23 protein-coding genes and 8 pseudogenes are annotated in these 26,747 nt (G+C 37.0%); 14 read left to right on the forward strand and 17 right to left on the reverse strand.

The window, feature by feature from the left end:
- Positions 1-116: 116 nt before the first annotated feature.
- Genes CWATDRAFT_RS05345 through CWATDRAFT_RS05355 form a run of 3 tightly spaced genes read right to left on the reverse strand, consistent with a single transcriptional unit; the run spans position 117 to position 3,691 of the window.
- Positions 117-3,011 carry a cyclic nucleotide-binding domain-containing protein gene (locus CWATDRAFT_RS05345; RefSeq protein ID WP_007304045.1) on the reverse strand — a complete coding sequence of 965 codons (2,895 nt, stop codon included), beginning with the start codon at positions 3,009-3,011 and terminating at the stop codon, positions 117-119.
- 48 nt (positions 3,012-3,059) lie between these two features.
- The gene (locus CWATDRAFT_RS05350) at positions 3,060-3,380 is read right to left on the reverse strand and encodes a hypothetical protein (protein ID WP_007304046.1); all 321 of its coding nucleotides are present in this window, start codon (positions 3,378-3,380) and stop codon (positions 3,060-3,062) included.
- Between the two features lie 17 nt (positions 3,381-3,397).
- Entirely contained in the window at positions 3,398-3,691 is a 294-nt protein-coding gene (locus tag CWATDRAFT_RS05355) for a MinD/ParA family ATP-binding protein (protein ID WP_007304047.1), read from the reverse strand.
- Between the two features lie 75 nt (positions 3,692-3,766).
- Here CWATDRAFT_RS05355 and CWATDRAFT_RS05360 point away from each other — a divergent pair.
- Positions 3,767-4,093: pseudogene (locus CWATDRAFT_RS05360) on the forward strand (helix-turn-helix domain-containing protein); the annotation flags it as partial.
- A gap of 120 nt (positions 4,094-4,213) precedes the next feature.
- Here the strand turns inward: CWATDRAFT_RS05360 and CWATDRAFT_RS05365 are convergent.
- Positions 4,214-4,393 (reverse strand): annotated as a pseudogene (locus CWATDRAFT_RS05365) (NF041680 family putative transposase); the annotation flags it as partial.
- A gap of 63 nt (positions 4,394-4,456) precedes the next feature.
- Between CWATDRAFT_RS05365 and CWATDRAFT_RS05370 the strand changes: the two are divergent.
- On the forward strand, positions 4,457-5,038 hold the full coding sequence (locus CWATDRAFT_RS05370) for a helix-turn-helix domain-containing protein (RefSeq protein WP_007304049.1): 582 nt from the start codon (positions 4,457-4,459) through the stop codon (positions 5,036-5,038).
- A 103-nt stretch (positions 5,039-5,141) separates the two neighbouring features.
- Positions 5,142-5,744, forward strand: a complete 603-nt coding sequence (locus tag CWATDRAFT_RS05375; RefSeq protein ID WP_007304050.1) for a transposase — start codon at positions 5,142-5,144, stop codon at positions 5,742-5,744.
- 26 nt (positions 5,745-5,770) lie between these two features.
- Here the strand turns inward: CWATDRAFT_RS05375 and CWATDRAFT_RS05380 are convergent.
- The 4 genes and pseudogenes from CWATDRAFT_RS05380 to CWATDRAFT_RS05400 all read right to left on the reverse strand — a co-directional run.
- Positions 5,771-6,728: pseudogene (locus tag CWATDRAFT_RS05380) on the reverse strand (transposase); the annotation flags it as partial.
- 27 nt (positions 6,729-6,755) lie between these two features.
- Positions 6,756-8,282, reverse strand: a complete 1,527-nt coding sequence (locus CWATDRAFT_RS05390) for an IS5-like element ISCwa2 family transposase (protein ID WP_007304053.1) — start codon at positions 8,280-8,282, stop codon at positions 6,756-6,758.
- Between the two features lie 244 nt (positions 8,283-8,526).
- A complete protein-coding gene (locus tag CWATDRAFT_RS05395) occupies positions 8,527-8,784 on the reverse strand; it encodes a CRR7 family NDH-1 assembly protein (RefSeq protein ID WP_007304054.1) in 258 nt (85 codons plus the stop codon).
- Positions 8,785-8,799: 15 nt separating this feature from the next.
- Positions 8,800-9,768, reverse strand: a complete 969-nt coding sequence (locus CWATDRAFT_RS05400) for a hypothetical protein (protein ID WP_007304055.1) — start codon at positions 9,766-9,768, stop codon at positions 8,800-8,802.
- 390 nt (positions 9,769-10,158) lie between these two features.
- On the opposite strand from CWATDRAFT_RS05400, the gene CWATDRAFT_RS38235 reads away from it, so the two are divergent.
- Entirely contained in the window at positions 10,159-10,317 is a 159-nt protein-coding gene (locus CWATDRAFT_RS38235; protein ID WP_007304056.1) for a hypothetical protein, read from the forward strand.
- A gap of 79 nt (positions 10,318-10,396) precedes the next feature.
- On the opposite strand, the gene CWATDRAFT_RS05405 is transcribed toward CWATDRAFT_RS38235, so the two are convergent.
- From CWATDRAFT_RS05405 to nadA, 3 genes are all read right to left on the reverse strand, one after another.
- Complete coding sequence (locus CWATDRAFT_RS05405; RefSeq protein ID WP_007304057.1) at positions 10,397-11,476, reverse strand: phosphotransacetylase family protein; 1,080 nt, start codon at positions 11,474-11,476, stop codon at positions 10,397-10,399.
- Positions 11,477-11,503: 27 nt separating this feature from the next.
- The gene (gene ebsA / locus CWATDRAFT_RS05410) at positions 11,504-11,890 is read right to left on the reverse strand and encodes a type IV pilus biogenesis protein EbsA (RefSeq protein ID WP_007304058.1); all 387 of its coding nucleotides are present in this window, start codon (positions 11,888-11,890) and stop codon (positions 11,504-11,506) included.
- A gap of 117 nt (positions 11,891-12,007) precedes the next feature.
- Positions 12,008-12,979, reverse strand: a complete 972-nt coding sequence (gene nadA / locus CWATDRAFT_RS05415) for a quinolinate synthase NadA (protein ID WP_007304059.1) — start codon at positions 12,977-12,979, stop codon at positions 12,008-12,010.
- 191 nt (positions 12,980-13,170) lie between these two features.
- Here nadA and CWATDRAFT_RS05420 point away from each other — a divergent pair, with 191 nt between their 5' ends.
- Positions 13,171-14,217 carry an anthranilate phosphoribosyltransferase family protein gene (locus tag CWATDRAFT_RS05420; protein WP_007304060.1) on the forward strand — a complete coding sequence of 349 codons (1,047 nt, stop codon included), beginning with the start codon at positions 13,171-13,173 and terminating at the stop codon, positions 14,215-14,217.
- A 133-nt stretch (positions 14,218-14,350) separates the two neighbouring features.
- Here the strand turns inward: CWATDRAFT_RS05420 and CWATDRAFT_RS05425 are convergent, their stop codons facing one another.
- The 3 genes from CWATDRAFT_RS05425 to CWATDRAFT_RS05435 form a co-directional block, all read right to left on the reverse strand.
- Entirely contained in the window at positions 14,351-14,989 is a 639-nt protein-coding gene (locus CWATDRAFT_RS05425) for a Uma2 family endonuclease (protein ID WP_007304061.1), read from the reverse strand.
- Positions 14,990-15,039: 50 nt separating this feature from the next.
- Positions 15,040-15,507 carry an SsrA-binding protein SmpB gene (smpB, locus tag CWATDRAFT_RS05430; protein ID WP_007304062.1) on the reverse strand — a complete coding sequence of 156 codons (468 nt, stop codon included), beginning with the start codon at positions 15,505-15,507 and terminating at the stop codon, positions 15,040-15,042.
- Between the two features lie 84 nt (positions 15,508-15,591).
- Entirely contained in the window at positions 15,592-16,212 is a 621-nt protein-coding gene (locus tag CWATDRAFT_RS05435) for a vWA domain-containing protein (protein ID WP_007304063.1), read from the reverse strand.
- Between the two features lie 268 nt (positions 16,213-16,480).
- Between CWATDRAFT_RS05435 and CWATDRAFT_RS05440 the strand changes: the two genes are divergently transcribed.
- Together CWATDRAFT_RS05440 and CWATDRAFT_RS05445 are read left to right on the forward strand one after the other, a co-directional pair.
- Complete coding sequence (locus tag CWATDRAFT_RS05440; protein WP_021830899.1) at positions 16,481-16,801, forward strand: hypothetical protein; 321 nt, start codon at positions 16,481-16,483, stop codon at positions 16,799-16,801.
- Positions 16,802-17,167: 366 nt separating this feature from the next.
- Entirely contained in the window at positions 17,168-17,527 is a 360-nt protein-coding gene (locus CWATDRAFT_RS05445; protein ID WP_007304065.1) for a hypothetical protein, read from the forward strand.
- A 91-nt stretch (positions 17,528-17,618) separates the two neighbouring features.
- On the opposite strand, the pseudogene CWATDRAFT_RS05450 reads toward CWATDRAFT_RS05445, so the two are convergent.
- Positions 17,619-17,864 (reverse strand): annotated as a pseudogene (locus CWATDRAFT_RS05450) (aquaporin); the annotation flags it as partial.
- 278 nt (positions 17,865-18,142) lie between these two features.
- Here CWATDRAFT_RS05450 and CWATDRAFT_RS39390 point away from each other — a divergent pair.
- Positions 18,143-19,245 (forward strand): annotated as a pseudogene (locus CWATDRAFT_RS39390) (ISAzo13 family transposase).
- A gap of 154 nt (positions 19,246-19,399) precedes the next feature.
- On the opposite strand, the pseudogene CWATDRAFT_RS41635 reads toward CWATDRAFT_RS39390, so the two are convergent.
- Positions 19,400-20,181: pseudogene (locus tag CWATDRAFT_RS41635) on the reverse strand (ISAzo13-like element transposase-related protein).
- Between the two features lie 185 nt (positions 20,182-20,366).
- Here CWATDRAFT_RS41635 and CWATDRAFT_RS05475 point away from each other — a divergent pair.
- The 6 genes and pseudogenes from CWATDRAFT_RS05475 (at position 20,367) to CWATDRAFT_RS05500 (ending at position 26,044) form a co-directional block, all read left to right on the forward strand.
- Positions 20,367-21,242, forward strand: coding sequence for a DUF5942 domain-containing protein (locus CWATDRAFT_RS05475; RefSeq protein WP_268742204.1), 876 nt, complete (start codon positions 20,367-20,369; stop codon positions 21,240-21,242).
- Between the two features lie 546 nt (positions 21,243-21,788).
- Positions 21,789-23,106, forward strand: a pseudogene (locus CWATDRAFT_RS35530) (IS1380-like element ISCwa5 family transposase); the annotation flags it as partial.
- A 300-nt stretch (positions 23,107-23,406) separates the two neighbouring features.
- Positions 23,407-24,570, forward strand: a complete 1,164-nt coding sequence (gene devC, locus CWATDRAFT_RS05490; RefSeq protein WP_007304073.1) for an ABC transporter permease DevC — start codon at positions 23,407-23,409, stop codon at positions 24,568-24,570.
- A 43-nt stretch (positions 24,571-24,613) separates the two neighbouring features.
- On the forward strand, positions 24,614-25,120 hold the full coding sequence (locus tag CWATDRAFT_RS38250; RefSeq protein ID WP_198138933.1) for a sulfite exporter TauE/SafE family protein: 507 nt from the start codon (positions 24,614-24,616) through the stop codon (positions 25,118-25,120).
- 46 nt (positions 25,121-25,166) lie between these two features.
- Positions 25,167-25,601, forward strand: a complete 435-nt coding sequence (locus CWATDRAFT_RS38255; RefSeq protein WP_007304075.1) for a hypothetical protein — start codon at positions 25,167-25,169, stop codon at positions 25,599-25,601.
- A gap of 23 nt (positions 25,602-25,624) precedes the next feature.
- The gene (locus CWATDRAFT_RS05500) at positions 25,625-26,044 is read left to right on the forward strand and encodes an acyl-CoA thioesterase (protein WP_007304076.1); all 420 of its coding nucleotides are present in this window, start codon (positions 25,625-25,627) and stop codon (positions 26,042-26,044) included.
- A gap of 156 nt (positions 26,045-26,200) precedes the next feature.
- On the opposite strand, the pseudogene CWATDRAFT_RS05505 reads toward CWATDRAFT_RS05500, so the two are convergent.
- Positions 26,201-26,728 (reverse strand): annotated as a pseudogene (locus tag CWATDRAFT_RS05505) (sigma-70 family RNA polymerase sigma factor); the annotation flags it as partial.
- Positions 26,729-26,747 lie beyond the last annotated feature (19 nt).

Raw genomic sequence — 26,747 nt, forward strand, 5'->3', positions numbered from 1 at the left:
ACATTCTCGTAGGGGTCAACGGCCGTTGACCCCTACAACCTTAACTTATGTAGTCTCAGTTGATGAAAATGGGATTAATATTAGAGGGCTTAATAATATTAATCCCCTACAAACTTCTAACTGGCTAACCGTTGTAACTCTTGTAGTTGACGACTTTCTTGTTCAATAACATTACGTGCAAATCGTTTATCTTGTTCTATTAATTCATTGAGAATTGTTCCTTCAATGACTAAAAAACAAGCTTTAGGAGAGGTGACAATAACCGTTGTAATGGCTTCTAAATTACCCAAAATTTCTAATTTATTTAAGAAATCAACAGGCTCAACCTCATCAACAATTACTGTATCATCTTCCAGAATTTGTTGATATTCAACTTTTCCATCTAACAGTAAAAACAAGTCTTTAGTAATATCTCTTTGTTCCCAGATAATGTCTGATTGCTTGTACTTTTTAATAGGGACTTGATAAGATAATTCCATCAAACTTTCTGCTTTTAATCTCTTTAATAAATCACAACTAGAGATATATAAGAGTCTTTCCAAGGGAGTAATAACTTTACTTGCTTGTTCTCCCGTATCATTAATAATTTGTTGTGCAGTTTCCTTTAAGGAAGGATTCAACATTAAATAAGAATCTAATAGTTGATGTGCTTGTTGTTTACCCCGTTGTTTATCAAGTTTATTTAAGAGATAAAGACTGACAGTTTTTGTTAAAGAATCTGGTTCTGCTAGTAAAGTTTCTAGGTAAGCTATCATCAAATCTTCAGAAACTTTAGGAGGAATTGATTCTGCTAACTTTAACTGTTGTTGCAGACGAGATAAGTAAAGATCGTTCAACCTTTCAGTCCATTTTTGATCATGGTTTTCTAAGAGACTAGGTAAGACATTGGGGGTTAATGTTGCCAACGCTAATACTAAACGAGTTGCTTCTGTTCCCGAGTCCCATTCTTCTAAAATTTTCAGCACCCCCTTAGCAATAACTTGTTGTTTTTGAGCAACAGTATTACGCAAAATTTCTAAACCTTTCCGTAAATGGGGTATGTTTAAAATTTCAGGTGGGTACAACAAAGCGAGTTCAGTATCATACAAATCTTGTAATTGTTGTAAGAGAAGCTGACTACGACGTTCTAGTTGAGAGTCTTCGTCTAGATTAGCAATAATTTGCTTTTCTTCTTCTAAAGTAATCCCATATTCCCGTGATAAAGATTCAACGTTGCCTCCCTCCTTATCTAAAACATCACCAATAGCTTTTTCCTTTTTAACTACCTTTAATAGTTCCCTTCCTAACCCTTTTGCCCCCCGTCTTCGTTTACTACCAACCATTCCCCGAATGCGTTGACGGAAACTTTGTAAACGCAATTGATTTTCACGGGAACGCTGCTGATTAGGATCTAATAAATCGGGATCTTCTACACCTAATTCCGTTAAAATAGTCAAGTGTTCTTTCTCACTAATACCTAATTCTCCCCTCATTTGTTGCAACACTTCTAAACTACTAGCCGAGTTAACATAACCCTCTTCCAATGAATCCCGTAAAATTCCTTTATAGGCTTCTAGACGTTTATCTCCAGTAAAATCAGGCAGAATTTTAGCCAAAACATAAACCTCATCTGCACTTAATAAGTCTAAAGAAAGACATTCTAGGAAGCGAGAAACATCAACTTTTAAGCGAGTCAATTGTTTTCTTAATCGGTTAGCCAAACTTTCTCTCGAATAACGTTCAGAACTTCTTGACCAAGTACGATATAACCATAAACTACTGGCCAATACTAATCCTAAGTTAAACAAGTATTGAACTTGAATAGGAAACTTAGAAATATAAGAACGTCCTGCAAAAATAAAGAAAAAGTTGAACACCCAAAAGGTAGTCAAGGTAAAAATTTGGTGCTGTATTTGTTGGTTGTTCAGTGCCGGATTAAGTTTTAACTGATAGCTTTTGTAGATTCTTTCTAATCTTATGCCCAGAAAATAACCTAAAGCCATACAAGTAGCAACAGTTAAAGGTGCTGCAATCAATCTAGGAATAGGAATAGCTGTATTAAATATATAAAATCCAGGAGAAAAGAGTAAATCTAACTTATTTTCTTGGTGAGTCCAAGCTCCAGACAAAAGATAAGCCCAACTTCCTGAATAAAGATAGTAATACAGGAAAAAACCGACCACTAAACCAGCATAACTATAGTATAGTAACTTATAGTCAGGTCTTTTAATAGCATCCCAATAGGAGCGTTCCGCATCGATATCAACGCAAGGACTATTACAAGCAACACAAGCACTGCTTTCGCTTCCATCGGGGTTAGGACGACGACACATAGACTGAGTAATTACAGTTTTTTGTCCTTCGTGAGCAACACTATTCAAAAGTCCTCTCGGTTCCCCATAAAATGCTTGTACAGGGGCCATGGGACAAAAATATTGACACCAAGTTTCACCTGCATAAAGATAGCCGACTAAAATAGCAGAAGCAATGGTAAATAAGAGGAAAGAGCCTAAAATAATACGATGGGAATCATAAAATAAAAGGCGACCACAAACCCCAACATAAAGCAACCCCATTTGTAGTTTTAAATAATTTTTGCCTAACCAAGAATCACTTTTTATTTTCACTAACTCATAATGAGTTTTTCCTGTTTTCTTATCAACTCGTTTTTTTTGTCGCTGCTTTCCTAAGAAGCGAAATATCTGGGACATAAACTCTAATGGACAAATTCTTCGCCAAAATTCATGGCCAAAAATTAACAGCATAAATACACCACTAGGAACAATTAAACCCAAAAAAAAGGAGGCTCCTAAACCATAGGGTTTTTCTTGTAAACAAACCCCTTGAACCTTGATACAGCTATCAATATGATTAATATGAGGACTTAATTGAAATGGACTCCAAGTGGTATTAAAATGGGTTAACCAAGGAGAAATGGGATCATAAAAGAGGGAAAAAATAAGAATTAGCCAGCAACTAGCCAAGACCCATCTTACCCGGTGCATTACTTTTTCGGGAATATTAGCTAACATGGGATTTTAAAATCAATTAAATACTAAATTATTAATCGGTTGGGCTATCTAAAGATGCTTGTTTAGCCTTTTTTTATCGGCTAACTTCTTAAATAGTGATTGCCCTTTTTTGGGGGGATAAGTGACACGATAATAGCGGTCTTCCCCAACAATAGTTTCCTCGATGAATCCTTTTTCTAGTAAAGGTTGTAAGGAATTTAACGCTGTTTCTTCATCTTGACAAAGATGGATAGCAATATCGAGTAAACTAGGTTTATTGTTCCTGCTAATCCAGTTAATTAAGTGCTGTTCTTCTTTGGGCAACTTTTGTAACTCACGGAAGGACAAACCAGAGGAACCGGAGGACTTATCTTTTGAAAATTTAGCCATAATAATGCCCTCTAGAATTAACTTTGAATATGAGAGACGATGCGTTGCACTTCCTTTGTTAATGGATGGTCTGGATGTTGTAAGCAAAAAAGTCCTTGACTTCCCAACCGTAACATCTCCGTAGATAGGGGTAAAATACCTGCTACTGGCAGTTGATAGGTTTCATGGACTTTATCCTTTAGAACACCAAAATCTATGTCAGGTAAAGCTTTATTCACCACTAACAACATTTTCGGCACTTCTAGTTCCTTGGCCACTTCCACAATAACCGCCGTTCCTAAATAGTCTTGCTGATCAGGTCGCAAAATCATCACCAAGGCACTAGTGCAGCTTGGCGAAAGTAATCCACCAGATTTTTACAGAAACTTTCGTGACTAGCCACGACAATGTGTTTCAATGAAACTAACGGAAGAATCTCGAAGTTGATGTCCATGATAAAAGCATTGCCAATTAACCTCTCCAACCTACAGAAAACAGTACTCCAACAAATAGTGAGAGGGACAACAAACCCCTATCGCCTTGTTAGACGAGCCAAGCTAATCTTAGCCGCAGCATCAGGAGAGAGCAATAGTTCGATTAGTCGAAGATTAGAATTAGACCGAGTACAAGTGCGTCAGTGGCGATCGCGATGGTTTGAGGAGAGAGAAAAACTGAGTGCCGCCGAAGAACAACAGGTAACGGAGAAAGCATTAATGGTCTTGATCATTGGACTTTGGACAAAAAAAGTTTGTTAGCGTATATTTTACGCTGAACTAAAATCCCAAAATATCGGCTCTGTATCAGTCAATAAAATTGGCTGACAAATAGGGCTAATCTATAGATTCTGAGGAAAACTAAGGAGCTTTTAAGTTTTCAGTTGATTTTTTGCTCCCTTTCTTGATAACATCATGACGAGTTCGTGGGGCTTTTTTGTAACCTTTAATACGTCCGGAAGAAAAACCTCGACGTTTGGGAAATTTGGCGAAAGTCCCCAAGGTCGTAATTATTCTTGAAAAGTCTCTTTGAACTAGACTAGTGCAGCTTGGCGAAAGTAATCCACCAGATTTTTACAGAAACTTTCGTGACTAGCCACGACAATGTGTTTCAATGAAACTAACGGAAGAATCTCGAAGTTGATGTCCATGATAAAAGCATTGCCAATTAACCTCTCCAGCCTACAGAAAACAGTACTCCAACAAATAGTGAGAGGGACAACAAACCCCTATCGCCTTGTTAGACGAGCCAAGCTAATCTTAGCCGCAGCATCAGGAGAGAGCAATAGTTCGATTAGTCGAAGATTAGAATTAGACCGAGTACAAGTGCGTCAGTGGCGATCGCGATGGTTTGAGGAGAGAGAAAAACTGAGTGCCGCCGAAGAACAACAGGTAACGGAGAAAGCATTAATGGTCTTGATCAAAGGAATTTTAAGCGATCGCCCAAGACCTGGAACAACAAAATCCTTTACGGTCGAACAAGTAGTCCAGATTGTAGAGATCGCTTGTGAAGAATGTGAAAAATCAGACAGACCAGTGAGCCATTGGACACCTTCAGAGTTGGCGGATGAAGCCATAAAAAGAGGAATTGTCGAAAAGATTTCCCCCCGTAGTGTGGGGCGTTTTTTAAAAAGAAGCGACATTACAACCACATCTCGTTCGTTACTGGTTAAATGCCAAAATTGATGATCCCTTAAAATTTAAAAAGCAAGTCAAATATATCTGTGAACTTCATCAAGAAGCTAAAACTTTTTTAGAACAAGGAATTCATTTAATTAGTACAGATGAAATGACAGGGATTCAAGCTCTTGAGAGATTATTTCCGAACAAAAGAATCAAGCCTAAACAAGTAGAAAAAATCGAATTTGAATATGAAAGACACGGAACTTTAAGCTTGATTGCGAACTGGGATGTGGCAAGAGGAAAAGTTGTTAGTCCCTCTATTGGACCGACAAGAACAGAACAAGATTTTTCTGAACATATCCAGAGAACGATTAAGATTGATGAAAAAGCAGAATGGATTTTTATTGTAGATCAACTCAACACTCATAAATCGGAAAGCTTAGTCAAATTAGTAGCAGAAAGCTGTGGAATTACTATTGATTTGGGGAGAAAAGGAAAGGAGGGGATTTTGCAATCTATGGACAGCAGAGCAGATTTTTTATCAGATGAATCTCATCGAATTCGCTTTGTTTATATTCCCAAACATACATCGTGGCTTAATCAAATTGAGTGTTGGTTTTCGATCTTAGTCAGGCGTTTACTCAAAAGAATTACTGTCCGTTCAACTGAAGAACTATCCCAAAAAATTCTCAATTTTATTGATTACTTTAATCAACATTTTGCTAAGCCGTTCGTTTGGAAATTTAAGGGCTTTAAAGATCATAAGTGACTGGTGGATTATTTTTGCTAAGCTGCACTAGGGGTGATTTTGATGGATTTATTAGTCTTCAAATACTGTTCCCAATCACGGGGTAAAACCACAGCTAATTTTCTGGCAGCCCACAAATTTACATAAGAAAGAAGTGTTAGTTTAAACCAATTTTCTTCATGATGTACATCGGGAGTTAAATAAGATGTCATCAATAATCTTTGTTTACCAAATCGAAAAAGATGTTCCATGTCATAACGTTGTCGATAACACTGATAACAATCAACTAAACTTAACTCATCGCGCCGAGAACCAATAACAATAAGCCACATAGGTTTCCAAATACTATTTCTTTCTTGATCTCTGACAACAATCTGGAGTAAAGTAAAGGGGTGATTGTTCATTTTATAGTTTTTAGTTCCTCTCATTAACATCTGTTTCCATCCCGAAATAGTCACTGTTAATTGACGACCTTTTTTCGTTGTAAAGGGAACATGATGAACTTCATCAGGTTCAGTCCAAGTTTGGTCATCTTTAAGGTCAAATTTATCCCCATACCAACGGGGATGTCCCGAAGTTTTGGCTTGATTTGGGTCCCGAATAAATTGACGATAAAAAACTCGGTCACTTCTAACTCTTGTAATAGTAACTACGTCTTCATGCTTAACTTGTTCCCCAATAAAATCCTTTTGGCTGTAGTCACTATCAGCCACTAAGACAGATAATTTATCAGAAAATAAAGAACTTTGCCAGATTTTTTTTTAGTTGTTGATTGCCTTGATTTACTCCTTTATGTTTAGAGGGGACTCGCTCTCCTGATAAGGGGACAGCCCAAGGGACTTTTTCTGTGTCTATTTGGTCAGGTAAAGCGCAGACAACGGAATAACAATGTCCAATATTAATGGGTTTATTTCCCTTAATTGGATTGGGGTAATGAATAAAGGTTTTATCCGCTAACGTTTCGGCAAACGGTCGTGGACAGGGAGTTGTGTCAATACCAAATAGGGTTTGCTGAAAAAGTTTCTCCAAAATTTATGCCACTTTTGACCAAGAATTTTCTGACAAATCAATAAGTTTTAGTACATAAAAATTGTTTAAAGTATAATCAAAATTAATGAAAGGCGGTTTGATGAGTTCCTCTGTTCTATTATTAGTAAATAAGGACAAAAAAAGCGACAAAAACTGCCTCAGAAGTTTAGAAAGATTGACAACTAAAAATGTAATAGCAATAGATGTAATGGAGGTTTCAGGGAGTTTTGTCATCACGAGATTTAGGCTAAATCTTCGTTTAGCTTGTCCAAACTTTCCCTCAATAGCATTACGGAAGCATTCATCGGAGTGGGCTTGTTTCTTTTCTTCTTCACTGACATTTTTCGGAGGTCTTCCTAACTTCGGACCACTGATTCTTATACCTCTTTCCTTACACCAATTTCTGTTTTCCCTAGTTCGATAAATTTTATCTACATGGACGGATTCGGGATAATAGCCAAACGTTTCTTTATACTTTTCTACTTGTTCTTTTAAATGACAAGATTCATTGAAGTTTTCCCAACTTATTTTGTCTAGAAACACATAGTTATCTACACAGCTTACTGAGAGTTTAGCTCCAAACTCTATTGGTTTTCCTGCTTTTCCCCTCACTATTGGACGAATATGCGGTTGAGTTAAACTTACAATTCTTTGAGGAACACTCTGGGTCTTATTCTCCCACATTGACTGTTGTTGTTCATAAACTTTTTTGATAGTCTCTAGACAATTTTTCTGTCTTTTACTCAGATTTTCCTGGGAAGCCCCAGCTTGAATTAAGTCTTCTATATTTCCTAAATTTTTCTTAAGGTATTTTAACTGTTTCCCGATAGCTTTTCTTCTTTCTTGATAAGATACTTTTCGTTTTTTAGCTACTTTTAAGTATTCCTTTCTAGCAATTTTTCTAGAAGTTCTCGGCTTTTTTCTCAATTTTACTCTTAATGGTTTATAAAGATTATCTATTATTCTTTCTGTCTCAATTCTGGCTTGATTTAATATGCCTAAATCCGTTGGGTATTTGATGTCTGCTGGCGCACAAGTCGCATCTAAAATTAGTTTACCTTTATTTTTTATTTTTTCTCCTTTTTCTTGGAGACAATCCTTTTTTTTTACTTCTTTATCACTCTTGTCTATTTCTCTTTTTACTATTTTTTTATTGATTTTGTTTATCAATTCTCCATCAATTCTTTTCCTAAAATGAACTAGCATTGAAGATTCCAGTGGTGGCTCTTGTTGATAACAATTTAAACCTATAAAGTATTGTAGATAGGGATTTTCTCTAATCTGTTCTATAGTTTCTCTATCACTTGTTCCTAATTTTTCCTTAATAATTAATGTCCCTAATGCCATTCTAAATAGTTTGGCTGGCGCACCTTTTTCTGCTGAAAAAAGTTTAGCATATTCTTCCTCAAAATCATCCCAAGGTATCAACTCTGCCATGATTACCCAACGATTATTGGGGGACAATTTGCCCTCGAAAGGTAATTCAAATTTTTCTGGGGGCGGTAAAGGTTGCTCCTCTTTTCGATACATTTGTTCTTGACCAACAACTGGGAGGTGTTTCTACCAATTATAGCGGTTTGTAGCCGACAAAGCTGATCTTTTTTGCGATCGCGAATATGGGTGTAACCTTTTAAAGAATAGGGTTTTGCTTTTATTCAGCAAACCCTAATTATCAGGAATTAATAGGAGTAATTGAGAGAGTCACCCCCATTACTGATAATATTCAAGAACAACCCGCTATGTTATACGAAGAAGAAAAGGTAGAAAATTAACCTTATTTTTCTAAGCGAATGACATACCATTGTAAATAACTGTCGGAACCCATATCCAGGTCACAAAAATTTTCCATTAAATATTCTGCTTGCCCTTCCACTGTGGTAAATTTTTCTAATTCTCTGGGTAAATCTTCTTGACGATTAACTAAAATTCCTTTGAGCTTTTCTAGCAATTCTTGAGAGGTGAGTATTTGTTCTGGTTGGTCTGGTTCGAGGACAACAAAACCATCCTCTTGATACATAATTGAATTTGACATAATTTTGAGTAAAGATTATTGGATTGAGTGATTTCTTTTGAGGATAATAATCTGCTCGCCTACCACTGGAGTACGAGCAACTAGATTTCCTTGATTGTCTAAGATGTCTAACTTCCTAAAGTCTAAACTTTGGGAACGCTCTAAGATATTATTGCCTAAGCTATCTTGTTCTGTTTTGGTTAAATCATACCATTGATTCCCCACAGTTACAATCAGACGACTGCCGATAAAGTTGGCTTCTATTCTCCCAATTAAATCATTAGGATATTGATTGCTTAAATCTATTACTTCTTGCTGTATGGCTGCAATTAAGCTTTGTTCTGGGGTTAATTTGGGTTGGGAAGAAGGAACATTTTTAAGTGGTTGCGGTAACGATGGTTCTTCTAGTTGTGGTGGGGTTTCTACTATTTCAGTTTGCTCAGTTTCTGGAGGACGATTTAAAATGTCTAAATTAGGTAAAGTTGGTTTAAATATAAAGAATGATGTCGATAAAATAACAACTAAAATTAATCCTAAAATGCCTGCTATTTTACCTTTTGATATTTTTTTTGACATTGAAGGAGAAGACTGAAAATATTTTGTTTCAGCATTCTCTATTACTGGTAATTCTTGGTTAGTTTCCTCAAGGATTTCTGTATAGTTTACTTCTGTTAAAGTTAAGTCATCTTCCCAATTTTCTAATTCATCTATCTCTTCATCTTCTATATTTTCCTGCGGCATTTCTGCTGTTAATAACTCGGTTCCCTCTTCTTCTGTTTCCAAGGATTTAGCAATCATTTCTGTACTGTCAATAAGTGCATTTAAGCTTTCTTGCTTAGGTAAACTTTTTATTTCTTTATTACTGATTTCATTAACAATTACATCTAGTTTGCTAATAGTATCTTTGAGCAAAATTATCAAGTCTTCTTGAGAAATACGATCGGTTGACGATAAAGAAATATCAGGAATATTTGAGGATAGAGGAGAAGGATTTTCACTAGACATAAGTTGACTTCCTCATAGAGTAATCAATAGTAAGTATGGCATTTATAGCGGTTAAACTGAATCAGTTATCGGCCATTTTTAATACCAAAAAGTTAAGATTGTTTTGATCTTTGTGTTACAGCTACTAGACAATTTATCAATTTTATGTTACCAAGAAATCAATAACATAAAAGTTGAAGTCATATACATAGATCTAATTTATCATTTCTCTTAACCAAATTTTCCTTTTTTGTGCTAAAATCAGTGGATTGGTTGCCAACCAACCTGACTGTGTAAGAGACCGCCCCAGTGGCATAAAGTATGTACTCGCCAGACTCAGGGAAGCCCAAAACCCGCTATCTCGGAATCAGAAGATATGGTTAGTAGGACGAATTAACAGAGGAACCCATTGTGGCTAAACGTCGTAATTTAAAAAAAGAAAAAGCAGAACGCAATCAAGCTTATGCCCGTCAGTTTCGTCAAAAAACGTCTCGTTCTTTCTCTCGTGGCCGCTCCTATTCTAACGACCAAGAGGATAAAAACGATGATAACAACGACAATGAATCATAGTTAGGGAAAAGAGCTTTTTCGCCCTTAGATCAAAGGTAAAGAGATAGGGGAGTTTCCCCTTTCCTCTTGCACAACCCTGTTAAACGGGAATAAGACCTAGTTGTACTATAAAACGCTCGAAATCCAGGTTTTTGGCTATCAATTCCTGAATGCAGCCGACCTTGATTTTTTCTTGTAATCGAACTTTGCCAAAGGCTTGATCGACTATTTCAACTGTACTCAACGTATCAAGATCCACAGAAAGGATCGGTACTTCCACATCTTCAGCACGACTGATAATGAGGGGTTGAGGGTCCATGTGTCCCGTCAGTATCAGGCAACTGGTAGAGGTTTCTAGAGCCGCTAGTTGTAGATCGGTGCGATCGCCCCCTGTTACCACAGCTTTATTTTGTCCCTGTCGAAAATACCCCAAAGCCGAGTTAACATTCATCGCTCCAATGGTGAGACTTTCCACCATTAAATCTAAGCGATCGTTGCGACACAAAACCTTAGCATTTAGCTGACGAGAAATTTCGCGAACACTAACACTTTGCAGTAAACGACTAGCGGGTAATAAGCCTAAGACTGGGATACCCCGACTTTCAAGATAGGGCTTAACCAAGGTTTGAGTTGTCTCTAACTCTTGAGTAGGAATATTGTTAATAACCATCCCAACCAAGCGATCGCCTAATGCTAGTTTGACACCTTCAAGACTATCTACCACCAAAGGAGAATGATAACGGGCTACTAACAAAACAGAAGCATCTAGGGTTGTAGCCATATCGAGGATAGATAAACCAAAAAGACTCCCTTGAGAGAGGGTTCCAGCCCCTTCTAAGATAACTAGATCGGTTTCTATATTAGCAAGACTTTCCTGCAATAGGGTTCCATAGTCCGAGTCATCCTCTTGTTTAAGGCGTTTTTCCAGGGTTGGAAGTTGTAAGTCTACCAGAGGCCATCGGATCTGGGCTTCTTTTAAGCCCAGAGCCTCGGCGACAAATTGTACATCTGCTTCTTTGGGTTTGGGAGCTTGCTCTTTGAAACAAGTCCCGATGGGTTTGCTGTAAGCAATGGAGAAGCCTTTATTTTGAAATTCACGGGCTAGTCCTAAAATGGTTCCTGACTTACCTGTATAAGGTTCAAGTGAGGCCACAATTAAGTATTTGGTTGATTTTGCCACCCTGTTACTCCTTAATTTTCTATGGGTTTAGGAGGCCGATTCTTCACAGTGTAGCAACTTGCGATAGAATCCTTGAGGAAAATCTGCTGTTTGTCCTTGTCTACAAGTTTTAAGGGCTGAAATTAGATAGTCAATAAATTCTGCATTAAGAATCGTAATTTCATAACTTAAATCTGCTTGGCCATTGAACTGTATTCGACAACGAGTAATTTCTGAGGGCAAATTAGAAACGTACCAGGAAGCTACAAAGGGTATACCTTGTCCTCCTTCAATGTGTCTTGTTCCTTCTAGATGGCCTAAGTCGTATAGAGAAATTGCGTATGGAAGAACTTTATGCTTATCTTTGGGATAATAAGGCTGATAGATCATTACCTTGCTTTTGGAAGCAGGTTGGATGTCTTCGATGCTAGTCATAAAGCCAATAAACCTTAAAAGGTGTGATGGAGTGATTGATCAGTGGTCCTACCAATTTTCATTATAACTGATAACCGGTAACTGTTAACTCGTCACCGGTAACTGTTAACTAATAACTTACTTAGACATTTCTAACATTCTTTGAATCGGTTTTAAGGCAGCTTGACGAATAGATTCATCCATGATAATTTCTGGCTGTTTATGCTTCATGGATAAATACAACTTTTCTAAGGTATTCAGACGCATATGGGGGCATTCATTACAACTACAGTTATTCATAGCTGGTGCCGGAATAAACCGTTTACTTGGGGCTTCTTTTTGCATTTGATGGATAATACCTGGTTCCGTCGCTACAATAAAAGTGCCTTGAGAACTTTGCTGAGAATACTTTAATAAGGCTGTGGTAGAACCAATATATTTAGCATGGCGTAAAACCGTTTCTTCGCACTCAGGATGGGCAATAATCTCCGCATTAGGATGTTCAATCTTTAGCTGAACAATTTTCTTTTCTGAGAATGTTTCATGGACAATACAACTGCCTTGCCACAGGATTAAATCTCTTCCTGTTTGTTGGGCAACATACCGGCCTAAATTGCGATCTGGACCAAAAATAATAGGACGATCTTTCGGGAGTTGATTAACAATTTTAACCGCATTGGAACTGGTGCAGATAACATCACTCATAGCTTTGATATCTGCGGTACAATTAATATAAGATACAACAATAGCAGTGGGATGTTGCTCCTTAAACTCAGCAAACTCTTTCGGGGGGCAACTATCTGCTAAAGAACACCCGGCCTCTAGATCAGGTAATAAGACTAATTTATCAGGATTGAGAATTTTAGCAGTTTCTGCCATAAAGTGAACCCCCGCAAAGACAATCACTTCCTTATCAGTGGTGGCTGCTTGTTGAGAAAGTCCCAGAGAATCACCGATAAAGTCAGCAATGTCTTGAATATCAGGATCTTGGTAATAATGAGCCAAAACTACCGCTTTTAACTCTCTTTTTAGCTCATCAATGGCACAAAATAAGTCTTTGGGAAGTGCGATCGCAGGTTGGGGTCGGGTCGGTCTAACAGTAGTGAACACAGTGGTGAGGAACTCCTCCAACAATTATAGTTAATCTTACCATAACTATTATAACAAAGATTTTATTATACCATCTTATGTTTAAGGATAATAATGAATATTGTTAAGAAAACTACGGGTTTTCCCATAGATCGACGTTTTTATTATAATGCTACGATTGAACCACTCCCTAACTCGTCATTTTATGTACCATGAGCAATACTTTTAGAGAGTATGTTAAGAAAATCGGTAGTGGTGTTCATACAGGCAAAGACTTAACCCGTGAAGAAGCTGCCGATGCCATGAAACTCATGCTCTTGGGAGAAGCAACCCCGGCCCAAATAGGGGCATTTTTAATCGTTCATCGCATCAAACGGCCAACCCCCGAAGAATTAGCAGGAATGTTGGATACTTATGCCGAGTTGGGACCAAAATTAGAGGTTGATAACCTCTCCTTTAATTACCCTGTAACAGTCTTGGGAACCCCTTACGATGGGAGGGCGCGTATTGCCCCTGTAACCGTACTCACGGCAATTATTTTAGCCACTGTGGGGGTTCCTGTGGTGCTGCATGGGGGGGAAAGAATGCCTACTAAGTATGGGGTTCCTTTAGTCACTCTTTGGCAAGGGTTAGGGGTTGATTTTTCTCGCTTTTCCCTGGAAGACAGTCAAAATATCCTAGAAAAAACTGGTTTAAGCTTTGTTTATCTCCCTAACCATTTTCCTCAAGCTCAGCAATTAATCACTTATCGGGAGCAAATTGGCAAACGTCCCCCTTTGTCTGCGTTAGAGTTAATGTGGTCTCCTTGTTCATCCCCAAAAGTTCATCTTATTTGTGGGTTTGTTCATCCTCCCACAGAAAACCTTTTTAGAGAAACTCTAAAACTAAGAAATTTTCACCATTTTACTACGGTTAAAGGGTTAGAAGGTAGTTGTGATTTACCCCAAAGTCGCACCGCTATTATTGGCATGAATCAACCCAATGATAACCCCAAATGGGAACGGTTATTTCTTCATCCCCAAGACTATCAATTTAAGGGTAAAGATGTACCTCTGGAGTCCACAGAAGAACTTTTAAAACAGATGCAGCAAGTCTTAGAAGGGGAAAATAACCCTTTGATGTCTTTAGCTATTTATAACGGTGGGTTTTATCTTTGGCGTTGTGGGGTTTGTAATGATTTAAAAACAGGTTTCGATGAAGCCAAAACTTTGTTAACCAGTGGCAAAGTTAGACAAAAGTTACAAGAGATTCAAGGCTAACTCTATGAACAATTGAGCTTGTCACAAAATCTAAGCTAAAATCGAATAATCTTATCAGTTGATACTTCCCTAATGAAAATCTATCTTACCCAACAACAGGAAAGTATAATTAAACATATTATTTTAATATATGTTAACTTAAAGCTGTTAGCCACTGCTTCAGATGGCGAATAGCTGCACTGGTATTGCGTTGATAGGCAATTTCCCAACATTGTGCTACCACATCAGCAAGATTTATCTCTGGGAAATACTGACTCTGTAATTTAGCACAATAGTTATTGTCCTGAAGTTGATAAATAAACAGTTGCTGCTTACGAAATAACCAGACTTCCGGGACTTGGTAAGGGAGATAGTCCATTACTTCAGAATAGCTGGTAACATCAATTTCTAGCACTAAGTCTGGGGGGGGATCGTTACGCCAATCAATGCGTTCCTTGCCCGAAATTTCTTGCCAATGGTTAATATAAAAGCAATAGTCTGGTTCAATGCCGCTTTCCTCTGGTAGTTGCATGGTAACAGGGGTAAAAGCATCGTATTCACGTCCAGAGTGATCGAGAAGAACTTTGATAATATCGGCAATTAAACTTGCTTCTCGTCCATGCTTTGGCAACGGTGACATTAATAGAACTTCTCCACAACGGTACTTAATCCGAGGAATTGAACCATCCCCTCTGCGATCGCATAAACCTTGATAGTCTTGCCAAGTAGCAGGTGATTTAACAACTGTTCCGGCTGATAAATATATTTTTTCGGGGGAAATTACTGTTAACATATAATTCGGGAATATATTAATATCTTTATGAAAATTTTAGTCAAACTACATCAGTAACGCTTCATTGCCCGTGACATTTCTCGTTGATCTTGACGACGTTTCACCGTTTCTCGTTTATCATGAAGTTTCTTCCCTTTTCCGAGGCCAATGCCCACCTTAACCCGACTGCCTTTAAAATAGAGTTTGAGTGGCACTAAAGTTAAGCCTTTTTGTTCAATTTTACCGATTAGTTGATTAATCTCTTTGCGATGAAGCAACAATTTACGGGTGCGCTTCGGTTCGTGGTTAAAATATTGACTACTGCCTTGATAGGGGGAGATATGAACATTAGTCAACCAAGCCTCACCATCTTTGATGAAGGCATAACCATCGGCTAAGTTAACCCTTCCGGCACGAATGGACTTAACTTCCGTTCCCACCAGTTCAATTCCCGCTTCATAAGTCTCTAAAATTTCATAGAGAAAGCGAGCCTTACGATTGTCACTAATAATTTTCGTAGCTTTATTTTCATTTCCCATAGCCTTTCTAGGCTAACACTTTCTTTTACTTTTAGCAAGATGAATTAAAGCCCCTAAGAAATAGAGGCTCAAAACCCTTATGTATTAGTCAATAAGAGCGTTTAACAAGACATCGGTTAAGGGCATCCCGTTCATATCATCAACGGTGACCGTATCAACGATATCAAACTTAGCTCCAACTCCCTCAAGATCATCATCTAAGGCTTTAAAGAAACGAGTTGCCTCTTTATCCGTTCCCACTTGGATAAAGGAAATACCTAACTCATCTTCTCGGTCAACTTTCTGAGCGGCATCCATGATCAGATTGATCACCGCTTTGCGATCGGTGGGTTCTCCATCTGTAATAATCAGAAAAGTCTCTCCATTGACTTTTGCTGTCCCGGCTTCTTTGCGTTTGAAATAGTCATCAAAAGCATCTTGAAGAACCGTGGCTAAGTCCGTTTGTCCCATGGGTTGATTTTCTTCGTAAACTTTTGTCACCTTACCTGATGTGACGTTATCGTAGCGTTTGAATGCGCCAGAAAATACATAGACTGTAATCCCATCAGGATCAATTTCTTCGCACTTTTGTGCTAAGGCCAGGGTTGACTCCTGGGCAATTTGCCAACGGGTTTTACCATCAGGATCATCAGACGTAGCCATACTACTGCTTTTGTCGATCATCAGGGTATAGTCCCGATTTTCGATACTTGAGTTTCCTGACATATCAGAAACAACCTCCTAAGTTTATATAAAAACATCATGATTACTCTGTCTAGCCTATATGACCTTTGAGAATTGCCCTAAAATATCCTGATTTTCATCATAATTCAAGAGACTCTTGACTTATCTTGGTTAAGAATCGTTGACATAACCCGATCAAATTGTAAAGTCATATTGCGATAGTGTATAAAAATCTTTAAATATGGTTGTTGCTCCCATAATTGTTATTAACCTAGAACATCATAAGCCGATCATTGTGGAAATTTTTATAATGGACAAAGAATCTCAAAAATACCGTTTGGTTTGTACGTTAACTTTTGGAGATGTTTACGGTCAAATTATTGTTTGGTTAATCGTTATTTTCTTGACTTTAGCCAGTGCGCTTGGGTTATGGAGTAGCACTCGTCAAATTTACGCCTTGGCTGTTGTGGGTTTAGTGCTAGTCTTGTCTTTACCTTTCTTATTGTTTGCTTTCGTGACAACCCTACTCAACCATATTGAGTTTAAGCCCCTCGAAGCAACAGAAACCACCAGTTCTTCTTCTCGTAGAACCGTTAAGGCCAGCCAGAAAACTGCTGAAGCAACCAGTTAATGTACTCAGGGTTAAGGAGCCTATTTCCCTTAACCCTCAGACCTAAAATTTTTGTTTATTTTTATTTAGTTTCCTCTCAACCTTAGACATAATTGAGTTAATGATGATTCAAGATAACAGAGAGTTGAGTTAACTGGTAGTTGAGGGATTATTGTATTTTTTGACCTCTTTGGTTATTACTCGACATTTCTAAAAAACTTTAGGGTTTTGTCTGCTTTTTATGACTCGTTTTCATGAACAGTAAAAGCTTATGTTTTGCTTGATCAAAATAAACTAACCACTCTTACTCTTAGCTCCATTAATGGTGGGCTACAGAAGTAATATTTTTGAAGACTTCTACCAATAACTGGGGTAAAAATAACCAATATGTTTAATACTTTAGCACATTTTTCTCGGATTGCGATCGGCTGTTTAACTTTGGGTCTCAGTACCATAGTTGTCGCAACACCGATCCATGCAGAAACGGAGATTATTACTGATCCTAAACCTTTAGAAACCTACACAGGAACTCTAGAAGATTTAGATGGAACAGAATCAAGAAACCGAGTTGAAAGTTTGGCTGATGAAGGAGAACATTCTCCTAACGTTGACATTCCTTCTCTAGAACCCGAACAGAACTCCTTTGAAGCTAAAACTGAGGCTCTTAATTCAACTTTAGAAGACCATGACTATACGTTAGGAGATGTGAAAAGGCCAACCTATCGGGTTCCCTTAATTAACTTCTAAATATCTGAGAGTCAATATTACTTTTGGGGCAACAGTGATCAGTTTAACGATCAAACTGTTGCCTATTCTATTGTTGAAAACCAAGACAAAATTATTGTTTAAGTGCTGGTTCTATGGGTTCCAAAGGCTGTGTTTCTTTGGCTGTTTCAAAGAAATTTGCATAAACCCATCCTCCTAAAACACCCCCAATAATAGGAGCAAGCCAAAATAACCATAACTGAGCAATGATTTCTACATTGCCACAAAATAGGGCTACTCCTGTACTTCTAGCAGGGTTAACAGAAGTATTGGTCACGGGAATACTGATTAAGTGAATTAAGGTTAGGTGATTTCCGAGAAAGCTTTTCCCATAGGGGGTAATCGCTTGGACTAAAGGCTTTCAAGAAATAAAAGGAACAGAGAGTTAGCGGATCTTGGTACACAACTTTAAAATTTCATAATTGGCTTGTCTGAAAAAACAGAAGAAATAGATTAAAATGAAGAGGTAAAAAGATTAGAGAGAGTAAATTGAAGCTAAAACAGACAAATCATCCCTTAACCCCGTCGATGGTCGATGATTTACGTTTAGCAGCCTCAAAAATGACGGGAGCAGAGCGTCGTTCATTTCAAGCTGAAATGTGTCTCAAGTATTGTGGAGGAAGTGCCAGACAAACCGAAATCGTGTTTGGTTGGGGGAGAAAAAATGTTCAACTTGGATTACATGAAAAACGAACTGGGATAGTGTGTTTAGGATTACAATCAGTCAATAGTGGATGTAAAAAATGGGAGGAAAGATACCCAATAGTTGCCCAATCATTGAAAGAAATAGCCGAAGCTCACGCACAACAAAGCCCCACATTTAATAACCCCATTGCCTATACAAGATTAACGGCGGCTGAAGCCATTAAACAATTAAGAAATCTAGGATATAATGGAGAGGAGGTTCCTGCTGCTTCGACAATGGCAGATATTTTAAATCGTTTGGGCTATCGATTAAGAAAAGTGGTAAAAGCTAAACCTAAAAAAAAATCTCGGAGACGGACGCTATCTTCGAGAATATAGAGAAAAAAGATAGAAAAAAAGACCCTTCTGTAAAACGTTTAAGTATGGATTGTAAAGCAACTGTGGAAATAGGAGAATATTCACGTGGCGGACAAACCAGAGGTTATAATCAAGCTCAAGATCATGATATGGGAACTAAAGAAAAATACGTTCCTTGTGGGATTGTAGATGAAGAGACAGGGCAACTTTATGTAACTTTTGGAAGTTCTTATAAAACGAGTGATTTCATGGTAGATAACTTGGAGCAATGGTGGACAAGTCTGAGTATAACTGAAAAGCAGCAACTAGAGAACATCCAAATTAAAGTTGATAATGGAGCAGAAAATAGTGGAATAAGAAGGCAATTTTTGAAGAGAATGGTAGAGTTTGCCGACCAAACTAAGAAATCTATTCAATTACTATATTTTCCTCCTTATCACAGTAAATATAATCCCATAGAAAGATGTTGGGGAATTTTAGAGAGGCATTGGAACGGAACACTTCTGAGAAATGCTCAAACGATGTTAGCTTGGGTAAAAACTATGACATGGAAAGGCTTAAATCCGATAGTTAAGTTAAGTAAAAAAGTTTATCAAAAAGGCATTTCTTTAACGAAAAAAGAGATGAAGGAAATTGAGAAACGTTTAGAACGTAATCCTCACTTACCTAAATGGGATATTTTGATTAGACCCAGTTAGTCTAAAAAGTTAATAAGAGTGTAAAATTAAGTGAATTTCCTTTTTAAAAATAGTCAAAGCTAATTTAAAAGTTAGCGTATTTCTTTCTTTTAGATAGGGAGGTTTTTGTTCGCGGAAAGTATCCGCGAACAACTTTTTATTTTTCCCTTTTCGCTTATTTGAGATGTTCTACAAACAGATTCTGAGAATGGGTGGGAAACTTTTTCTTGGAAATCACCTCACTCGTTTTATAAGAACTTCCAAAAGTTACATAAAGTTGCCCTGTATCTTCATCTACAATCCCACAAGGAACGTATTTTTCTTTAGTTCCCATATCATGATCTTGAGCTTGATTATAACCTCTGGTTTGTCCGCCACGTGAATATTCTCCTATTTCCACAGTTGCTTTACAATCCATACTTAAACGTTTCACAGAAGGGTCTTTTTTTCTATCTTTTTTCTCTATATTCTCGAAGATAGCGTCCGTCTCCGAGATTTTTTTTTAGGTTTAGCTTTTACCACTTTTCTTAATCGATAGCCCAAACGATTTAAAATATCTGCCATTGTCGAAGCAGCAGGAACCTCCTCTCCATTATATCCTAGATTTCTTAATTGTTTAATGGCTTCAGCCGCCGTTAATCTTGTATAGGCAATGGGGTTATTAAATGTGGGGTTTTGTTGTGCGTGAGCTTCGGCTATTTCTTTCAATGATTGGGCAACTATTGGGTATCTTTCCTCCCATTTTTTACATCCACTATTGACTGATTGTAATCCTAAACACACTATCCCAGTTCGTTTTTCATGTAATCCAAGTTGAACATTTTTTCTCCCCCAACCAAACACGATTTCGGTTTGTCTGGCACTTCCTCCACAATACTTGAGACACATTTCAGCTTGAAATGAACGACGCTCTGCTCCCGTCATTTTTGAGGCTGCTAAACGTAAATCATCGACCATCGACGGGGTTAAGGGATGATTTGTCTGTTTTAGCTTCAATTTACTCTCTCTAATCTTTTTACCTCTTCATTTTAATCTATTTCTTCTGTTTTTTCAGACAAGCCAATTATGAAATTTTAAAGTTGTGTACCAAGATCTGCTAACTCTCTGTTCCTTTTATTTCTTGAAAGCCTTTAGTCCAAGCGATTACCCCCTATGGGAAAAGCTTTCTCGGAAATCACCTTAGTGTCTCAGCTTTGAATGCTAATAATGAGAAAGCTTTTTACTCCAATTATGGGGTAGGTGTGGATATTTCCGCACCAGGAGGAGGACAAGATAAAAAGATCCTTCAAGAAACCATTGATCCTAGTAGTGGACAGGCAAAAATGGCCGGTTTTATGGGAACCAGTATGGCCTCTCCCCACGTTGCAGGAGTTGCTGCCTTAATTCGTTCTACTGGTGTTAAAGATCCTGAGAAAATTCGCAAGATTTTAGAAGAGTCTGCCAGAGAAGTTGAGAACGATAAATTAAACTATTATGGTTTCGGTCAATTAGACGCAGAAGCAGCCATAAAGTTAGCCAAAAAAGGACAGTTTCCCCTTCGTCTTGATCACGACTTATTAATGAAACTGTTAATGTTAGCAGTAGCCTATGTTTTTACCGCATTGTTTAGTAAATCTATTCGTTTTACAGCCCTTTTTCATCTAGGAATCGTCTTAGGAAGTTGTGGCTTTTTCTTGTTAAAACTGGTGGACATTTTCGATGTTCCTCAATGGCCCCTAAGATTAGTCAGTAGTCCTTTAGGACAATGGGGAAATGCGATTCAAGGTAGTGTAGATATCAATCCCATTTTTGCTAGTGTACTGATTCCTTTTTGTTTGATGGCATTACTATTAGGAAACAGAGATGCAAAATGGTTGGCAGTAGGGACAAGCATCGGAATGGCAGGATTTTTAACCGTGACCATCTTCACTTCTCCCGATCTTTGGTTATTAAGTTCCGGTTTAGTGTCTCAAATATTTTTAGGGGTTAATGCTTTACTTTGTTTAGCTTTAGTGAATTTATCCTTAAAAGAAAGCTAATTATTTAATGAAGAGAAAATCTGCGATCGCATTTTTTATGTTGTAGGGTGGGCAATGCCCACCGACAGTAACTATTTCTCAACTAAAGTAGGCGATCGCATTTTGCAATTAGGTTTTCATTGACAGAAAATGTTATATATTTCCCACAATTTGGGCATATTAACAATAATGAAATTTTTCAGTGATTGAGATTTTAAGTGATCTAGAATACATAGGATACAAAATTATGGCATTACACTCTTTAAATACTCTTCTTACTTTTCCTGAACAAGTTGCCTGGTAGGGATTAGATGACAATCAGGGTTTAGTAGCACTGGATATAATTGGTACAAATGATGGTAGCTTAGTCAACGCTCCCACTTGGAATACCCGCATTTCTCACAAATTCTGCGATCGCTAAACTTCAAACCATTATGTAGTCTGAGTTTAACCTTGATTTGAGGGGCGAGTAAAAAATAACAGTGTGCCATTTTAAGCGATCGCTTGAAAAATAAGCCACATCTAACCTCTAGCTGATTACTGATCAGTTTGTGAGAAATGCGGGGTAACTGTTTTCAAGATCATCGTCATCAATCTTATGTAGATCATTCCGTTCATGAGTTATTAGCACAAAGGCTTTATGGAATTATTTTAGGCTATGAAGATGTCAATGACCATGATAAATTACGTCACGATCCTGCCCTTAAGATCGCTTTAGAAAAGCTTAATGAACTTGAAGATAAAAAGGGATGGTTAGCTGGAAAAAGTACAATTAATAGATTGGAATATTGTCCTGAGACTATTCTCGACCAAAAAACGAGTCGTTATCATAAAATAGAACCCAACTTTGAAGCCATTGAAAAATCTTTTGTCGAATTTTGTTTAGAGTCTTATAAAAAACCTCCCTTAAGTATTATATTAGATATGGATGTCACGGATGACCAAGTACATGGTAATCAAGAAGGGGCATTTTTTAATAGTTATTATCACGGAGTATGTTATGCTCCTTTATATATTTTCTGTGGGCATCATTTATTAGTTGCTAAACTTCGTTCATCTAATGTAGATCCAGCCGATGGAGCCTTAGACGAATTACAAAGAATTATCGGACTAATTAGAGAAAAATGGTCAGAGACTCATATCCTATTTAGGGGTGATAGTGCCTATGCCCGTGAATAAATCTTCTATTTTTGTGAAAATCAGCCTTTAGTTGATTATGTTATAGCTATGGGAACAAATGGCGTTCTTAAGTTACGAGCGGATGATGTAATGAAAAAGCCAAACATGAATATGAAAAAAAACTAGCTCCAATAACTGAATTAATGGATAGTTTATTTCAGAAAAAAGAAGATTAGAAGGAAGTTAAAAAAATAGTACCAATTTCTACTTGGTATCGCTCTATTCGTTATAAAACAGAAAAGTCATGGAGTTGTCAAAGAAGAGTAGTGACAAAAGTTTTTATGGAAGTGATGGCTTAAAAATGCGCCATGTGGTGACATCTTTGCCCGCTTCAAAAATTCCACCCTCAAAACTTTATACAAAAAAATACTGTCCGAGAGGCGAGATGGAAAATCGGATTAAAGAACAACAATTAGACTTGTTAGCTGATAGAACTTCAACTCAAACATTTCAAAGTAATCAACTAAGATTATGGATACATTCCTGGGCTTATGTTCTCATAAATGCTTTTCGTCAACACTGTTTAAAAAAAACTTCATTGGCTAAAGCAACTGTGGGAAGAATACGTCTAAATCTTCTTAAGTTGGGAGCCAGAATAAAGATTAGTTGTAGAAGAATTATTATCGCTATAGCTAGTGCTTGTCCTTATCAAGATATTTTGTCTATTGCTAACAAAAGAATTAAAACTATTCCTAATACTGGATAAGTAGAATAAGTTGTTTTTTAAAAAAGATATCTATCATAAGTTGTTGACTGACTGATACTTTCATTTAGTCTTATTTATCGTGGAGAAAATCAAAAGTTAATATAATTATTCCCTCTTAAACTCAATTTTTGGATAATCAAAGTCAATTTTTTTATTCATCTATATTCAAAATTTCTATTAGTCCTAAAAATTATCATTTTTCATCTCTGGATTGGGCTTTCAAATTAATTTGTGAGAAATCCGGGTAACGAACTTACAAGTTAAAGTTTTGATCGATCTTGGGTCTACCTCTTCAAAGTGATGAAAATACCCTTAGCCTGGTTACAATTAAAACATCAAAAAACACGATTATTAGTTGCCATTGCGGGGATTAGTTTTTCCGTTATTTTGATGTTTATGCAATTAGGTTTTCAGTCGGCTTTATTTGATAGCGCAGTGTTGCTTCATAAGAGTTTAAACGGAGATATTTTTTTACTCAGTCCTCGTTCAACAGCTTTAATTGCTATGAAGAGTTTTTCTGAGCGACGATTATATCAAGCGTTGGGAGATAAAAATGTTGAATTTATTACTCCAATTTACTTAGGATTTGCTCAATGGAAAAATCCAGCTAATCCCTTAAAGTGGCGAAACATTCATATTATTGGTTTTGATACAGAATATTCCGTTTTCAACTTACCCGGTGTTGAACAAAATATGGATAAATTAAAAGAACCTGATGTTGTCTTATTTGATCTAGCTTCTAGACCAGAATTTGGACCTGTTGTCAACCTTTTTCAATCTCAAACATCCCTGTTGACTGAAATTGATAATATGAGTAATGCCACCCGCAAAATTGAAGTGGTTGGCTTATTTAAACTTGGTACAACTTTTGGAATTGATGGCAATTTAATTACCAGTCATCTCAATTTTTTGAGGATTTTCTCCCAACGAAAAAAAGGATTAATTGAAGTGGGTGTCATTAAATTAAAATCAGGAAATCCTGCTAATATCGAGCAAAAACTACAACAATATTTACCCAATGATGTACAAATTTTTACCAAAGAAGAATGGATTAAGTTTGAGAAACAATACTGGATGACCAGTACAGCCATTGGTTTTATTTTTAGTTTAGGGGTAGCCATGGGTTTAATTGTGGGAATTGTAGTTGTGTATCAAATTCTTTATACTGATGTAGCAAATCATTTAAAAGAATATGCAACCCTAACCACCATGGGATATCGACATCGTTATTTTTTAACAGTAGTTTTTCAAGAGTCTTTGATTTTAGCTTGTTTGGGTTATATTCCAGGATTTCTAATTGCTTCAGGACTTTATAAAATTGCTCATCAGACGACTTTATTACCGATTGCTATGACTCAACAAAGAACCTGGTTTGTTTTTTTATTAACAATTTTTATGTGTTTTTTGGCTGGAATAATAGCAGTTCGTAAACTCCAAGATGTTGATCCTGCCGACATTTTCTAATCAACAAGATTAATAATAAATTAAGGATGAAATACCGATGCCATTGTCTTTACTTTCAAAAAAAACAATTATACTAATTATAGCAGTAATAACTTGGATAGTTTGGTTAACCTTTCTGGGAATAGAAGGGGCGTTTTCTCACCTCATTAATTATTGGAAAATTGCCTTAACCATGTTATTTGGTTCAATGATAGCTGGAGGAACCAGCATAGGGGGTGGTGCCGTTGCCTTTCCTGTTTTCACTAAAGTTCTTCATATTTCTCCCCACGATGCTAAAATTTTCTCTTTAGCGATTCAAAGTGTTGGCATGACGGCTGCTGCTTTGACCATCTATTTAAGCAAAATTCCTGTAGAGTGGCGAGTGATTCCTTGGGCTAGTTTAGGGGGAATTTTCGGTATTTTTCTCGGTTTAGATTGCTTGTCGCCTTTGCTTCCTCCTGACATTCTGAAAATATCTTTTACGGTTATGTTGACTACTTTTTCAGTGACATTGTTTATTCTTAATCAAAATCACAAGCGTAAAAAAAAAATCAATATCAATTTGGGGTAAATCAGAAAAAAATGCTTGTTTTTTAGCTGGTTTAGTTGGGGGAATTATGAGTAGTTTGGTAGGCAATGGTATTGATATTGTAGTTTTTTCTGTGATGGTTTTGGTCTGGCATTTAAGTGAAAAAGTAGCAACGCCAACTTCTGTAATTCTAATGGCTATTAATGCCCTAGTTGGCTTATTTTTCCAAGTGTCTCTTTTTGAGGATTTTCCTACTAACGTACAAGATTATTGGTTGGCTGCCATTCCTATAGTTGTTATTGGGGCCCCATTGGGAACAATCTTATGTAGCAAACTTAATCATTCAACCATTGCTAATAGTTTAATTTTTCTAATTTTAATGGAAATGATTAGTTCTTTTTTAATTATTCCTTTGCGTCCTGCAATTATTCTGGCTGCTATTTTGTCAATACTTTTGTTTTCAGGACTTAATTATTGGTTATATAATCTACCTATGCTTAGATTATCTCAGACTAAAAACTAAATTCTCAAATAATATCAAATACTATGAAAGCTTACGAATATCATCACATTGTCAGTTTTGAAGAAACAAACTTAGTGGGTAATGTTTATTATGCTAATTATGTTCGCTGGCAAGGTCGTTGCCGAGAGATGTTTTTGAAAGATCATGCCCCTGATATTATTGATGAATTATCTCAGGGACTCGCTTTGGTTACGGTTTCTGTTTCCTGTGAATATTTATCAGAATTATTTGCTTTTGATCATTTGTTGATTAAAATGATTTTGGGGGAAGTTAAACAAAATCGTATCACCATGTTATTTGAATATTGGAGAGTAACAGATCAAGGAGAAGAGTTAATCGCTAAAGGAAAACAAGAGGCAGCTTGTATGCGAAGAGAACATGATAAAACCATTCCTACTCCCATTCCTGCCACCCTAAAAAAAGCCTTAACAAATTTTCGCTAATGTTCTCCATTGTTGCACCTTCAAAAAGTGTGAAGTGTGAAGTAAAAATCAGTCAGGAAATTATCATACTGAAATCACATACAAATTAACCTTTTTTGATTCTAACTTCTGACTTCTGACTTCTGACTTTTAGCGAGGAAACACTACAACATTCTGTTAAGTCAAACTTTCAAAATAATCTCGAATTTGATTACGTCGTCGAGGCTGACGCAGCTTTTGCAGTGTTTTGGCCTCAATTTGACGAACCCGTTCCCGAGATAACTCTAAAACTCGTCCAATACCAGCCAAAGAATAAGCAACCCCATCTTCAAACCCATAACGGAGTTTAATTACTTGCTGTTCTCTTTCCGTTAAATCTTTTAATAAAACCCCAATATCTCGACGTAAAGATTCAACGGCTAAATTTTCTTCGGGGGAAATATCTTCTGACTCTAATAAATCCACTAATTCTGTATCTTTTTCCTTACCTACTTTAACTTCTAAAGAAACAGAACGGGGAATTTTCATCAACACTTCTCGAACCTGTGCAGCAGTCATACCAAGTTCTTGCCCAATTTCTTCTAGAGAAGCATTACGGTTTTTGCTTTGAGAGATTTTCCGTTGAACTTGTTTAATTTTATTGAGTTTTTCTGTGACATGAACAGGAAGCCGAATAATCCGACTTTGGGTGGCGATCGCCCTAGTGCAGCTTAGCAAAAATAAT

It is taken from the genome of Crocosphaera watsonii WH 8501, assembly GCF_000167195.1.
GTDB classification, from domain to species: Bacteria; Cyanobacteriota; Cyanobacteriia; order Cyanobacteriales; family Microcystaceae; genus Crocosphaera; species Crocosphaera watsonii.